Below are 3,371 nucleotides of genomic sequence, written 5' to 3'. Positions count from 1 at the left end.
GATGGCCGGGTGATCGCCGTCGATGAGAATATCCCGGATTATTTCAGGGGGTTTAAAAAACGTGTGTCGATATTCTTGTCGATGCTGGATGTACATATCAACCGAGTACCTGTCGATGGTAAAATTAACCGGGTGGATCACCGTAGTGGTAGATTCAGGGCGGCTTTCACAGAGAAGGCGGCCGAGGAAAACGAGCATACGATTATTGAAATCGAAAACAGTTACGGTAAAATCGGTTTTTGCCAGCGGGCCGGGATGATCGCGCGCAGGATAGTCTGCAACCTCAAGGACGGTCAGACTGTACAACGGGGTGAACGCTTCGGGATGATCCGTTTCGGGTCACGGGTTGATTTGTATCTGCCCGAAAATGTAAGCATATCGGTATCCAAAGGTGCCCGGGTGACCGGCGGGGAAACGGTAATCGGGGAGTTTTCAGCAAATGAATCTTAGAGCTTTACTGCCTTCGGCCTTTACAGTCGGCAATATAGTCTGTGGCCTGATGGCGATTACTTCGGCTTTAAACGGTCGTCTGGTCGAGTCCGCCTGGTTGATTTTGCTGGGGTCGGTTCTGGATGGTCTGGATGGTACTGTCGCTCGCGCGGTCGGGGCTCACACTCATTTCGGACGCGAGTTCGATTCCTTCGCCGATTTCGTTACTTTCGGGGTGGCGCCGGTGGTGATGTTATTCGGATCACTGGCGGAAGCTTTTGATTTCTGGGCCTGGCTGATCGGAGGAGTTTACCTGGTTGCTGGAGCTTTTCGCCTGACCCGCCATAATTTGATGTTCGATCCGGTTCGAATCAGCCGTTTTACGGGCCTCCCGATAACCTCGGCCGGGATGACTCTGGCGGCTTATATGCTTTTCTGCGGAAGGTTCAATTTCGGTCTCCCGCTCGCATGGCCTGCCCTGACGGTATTCGTCGCATTGTCAATCCTGATGGTTTCCAGCCTTGAATATGAACGCTTTCCGCTGATCGGCCGTATTCGCCCGAGGGCTTTAAAGTTTTTGCTTTTCATTCTGCTCTCAATTCCTATAATTATATATCCGTCGGTTGCGATTTTGGCCCTGATGGGCGCGTATATAATTTACGGCCTGAGCATAAACCTGGTCGGACGCATCGAACGCGGAAAAGCTCCGCTTGAATGAGAGACAGGATTGAAATGGAGAACTCGATGACTGCCACAATTACCGTGACTTTTAAAGAAGGTGTCCTCGATCCTGAGGGCAAAACCGTATTCAACGCGTTACAGAATCTCGGTTATGACAGCTTCAAATCGGTTTCGACCGGGAAGATTTTTAAGATCGATGTCGATGCGACAGATAAAAGCCGTGTGCGCGAGGAAATCGATGAGGCCTGCCGTAAGCTTCTGGCCAATCCGGTCATCGAAAAGTATCTGATCGAGGTGAGCGAATGAAGTTTGGCGTAGTCACATTTCCCGGTTCCAACTGCGACTACGATTCCTACGCGGCAGTGCGTTATGTGCTCGATGAAGAAGTTGAGTTTTTATGGCACCAGGATGACAGCCTGCACGGTTCCGATGTAATCATCCTGCCGGGCGGTTTTTCCTATGGTGATTACCTGCGAACCGGCGCGATCGCGCGTTTCTCACCGATTGTCAAAGAGGTTATAAAATTCGCTCAAGAGGGCGGAATAGTGTGGGGAATATGTAATGGCTTCCAGATCCTTCTGGAGGCCGGGCTACTGCCGGGAGCGATGCTTCGCAACCGTAGCCTCAGGTTTATCTGCAAAGAGGTTTTTATACGGGTAGATACAAATCAGAATCCCCTCACCGGCGCTCTGAATATCGGCGAGGTTCTCAAGGTGCCGATCGCCCATACCGACGGCAATTATTTCAATGAGCCGGACCAGATCCGGAAACTGATCGAAAACGACCAGATTGTTTTCCGATATTGCGATAAAGACGGCAAGGTTACCGATGAGTCGAATCCCAACGGCTCATTGAACAATATCGCCGGAATCTGCAACGAAGGCAAAAATGTGTTCGGGATGATGCCTCATCCGGAACGGGCGGTCGAAGATATCTTAAATTCTTCCGACGGGCTGAAACTTTTCGAGTCAGTTCGTACGTATTATCAGGATAAGGTGGCTGTATGAAGCGCAGAGATATTCTGTTTTTAGTGTTTGTTTTGACCCTGGCGGGAATTGTTGGGGGCCTTGTTGGCGACATCGTGGCTTCCTACCTGCCCGAGGGCGCGGTCAAAACACTTATCGAGAAGAACATCCCGATCGGTTTCGACGCGGTCGGATTCGATTTTTATATCATCAGCTTCACCTTCGGTTTCAAGGTGGCGATCAATTTCATGAGCGTGCTTTTTATGATTTTGGTATTGATCTATTTCCGCTGGTGGTATATATAGTCTGGTGTAACAAGGAGTTTTTATGCTGTTTATGCCGGGTTGGACCGAGCTGATACTAATCTTTCTGGCGGTGCTTCTGCTTTTCGGAGCCAAACGGATTCCGGAAATTGCCCAGGGGCTGGGTAGAGGCATTCGCGATTTCAAATCCTCTCTGCGCGAGACCAAAGACGAAATAGAGAAACTGGATCAGCCGGAAAAAAATGGTGATTCCAAAAAGCAAGAAAGCGGCGGAGATACCAGGTGATCGAGCTTTTTCCCAAAGAGAAAGTGGAAGAGATTGGCAAGGTGATCGGCTCAGACATAGTCGAATGGGATACCGATCATTACCGTATGAAGGTTGCCTCGCATGAGAACCAGCGCCTTCTGGTCCTGGAGATATATCCACGCACCGAACTGGGACGGCGTAAGACGGGGGCGATGATCGTGGTCTATGCCGGCGGGGCTCACCTGCAACTGCACAACTGCTCAGGTTTCGTAATCTCTGATGAACTGGGCGAGGTTACTTTCGTCTCCGAGAACGAAGATAAAATCTCCGGTCTGGTAGTCGAAAAAGAGGCCGCCTGTTCGCTCTATTCCAATATCAACCGCGAACTGATATCCTCCGATTTCACCAACCTCGGCGTGGAAGTTATGCTTTCCGGTGTAGCGCTTTCCCTGGCCGAAGATATCCTCGACACTGACAATTCCTCAGAAGAATAAGATCATGTTGATCAACTCTCACTTTGGAGATTTGGCTGTTATTGCTACTATCTACCGGCATGCCGGGGAGGCGTCCGGCTAAAATTTATTATCTAAAATGTATATTACTTGACATATCATTCTATTCATATTCTCTCTCTCAAAGAGGTAAGGATCCAGAGTACATATACCCCGGCCCGCCAGCGGATTTGAACGCTTCTGATCGTTAGTCGTATATGTAGTGTAGTATCATTTTTTATTATTATAGTGAGATACAGGAACTTATTGAATTAGGGCACACGTTCCCATTGGT

At 49.4% G+C, this 3,371-nt stretch carries 7 protein-coding genes; all 7 read left to right on the top strand.

The genetic code is table 11. From position 1 onward, the window contains the following. Window positions 1–450, top strand: a 450-nt coding sequence (locus tag GF404_03025; protein ID MBD3381149.1) for a phosphatidylserine decarboxylase family protein, incomplete at its 5' end; no start/stop codon positions are given. Further along, complete coding sequence (pssA, locus tag GF404_03020; GenBank protein ID MBD3381148.1) at window positions 440–1,147, top strand: CDP-diacylglycerol--serine O-phosphatidyltransferase; 708 nt, start codon at window positions 440–442, stop codon at window positions 1,145–1,147. The genes GF404_03025 and pssA, both read left to right, overlap by 11 nt. 26 nt (window positions 1,148–1,173) lie before the next feature. Beyond that, window positions 1,174–1,416 (top strand): phosphoribosylformylglycinamidine synthase subunit PurS, encoded by a 243-nt coding sequence (gene purS, locus GF404_03015; protein MBD3381147.1) that lies wholly within the window; start codon window positions 1,174–1,176, stop codon window positions 1,414–1,416. Continuing rightward, window positions 1,413–2,117 carry a phosphoribosylformylglycinamidine synthase subunit PurQ gene (gene purQ / locus GF404_03010; GenBank protein MBD3381146.1) on the top strand — a complete coding sequence of 235 codons (705 nt, stop codon included), beginning with the start codon at window positions 1,413–1,415 and terminating at the stop codon, window positions 2,115–2,117. Before purS ends, purQ begins: the two co-directional genes overlap by 4 nt. Then, window positions 2,114–2,380, top strand: a complete 267-nt coding sequence (locus GF404_03005; GenBank protein MBD3381145.1) for a DUF4321 domain-containing protein — start codon at window positions 2,114–2,116, stop codon at window positions 2,378–2,380. Before purQ ends, GF404_03005 begins: the two co-directional genes overlap by 4 nt. A gap of 25 nt (window positions 2,381–2,405) precedes the next feature. Next, on the top strand, window positions 2,406–2,624 hold the full coding sequence (gene tatA, locus GF404_03000) for a twin-arginine translocase TatA/TatE family subunit (protein ID MBD3381144.1): 219 nt from the start codon (window positions 2,406–2,408) through the stop codon (window positions 2,622–2,624). Then, entirely contained in the window at window positions 2,621–3,079 is a 459-nt protein-coding gene (locus tag GF404_02995) for a hypothetical protein (protein ID MBD3381143.1), read from the top strand. The genes tatA and GF404_02995 overlap by 4 nt, the downstream gene beginning before the upstream one ends. Window positions 3,080–3,371 lie beyond the last annotated feature (292 nt).

It is taken from the genome of Candidatus Zixiibacteriota bacterium, assembly GCA_014728145.1.
In the GTDB taxonomy this organism is placed as follows: domain Bacteria; phylum Zixibacteria; class MSB-5A5; order JAABVY01; family JAABVY01; genus WJMC01.
The sequence above is the reverse complement of the archived record's forward strand: the minus strand, read 5'-3'. Positions and strand labels throughout refer to the sequence as shown.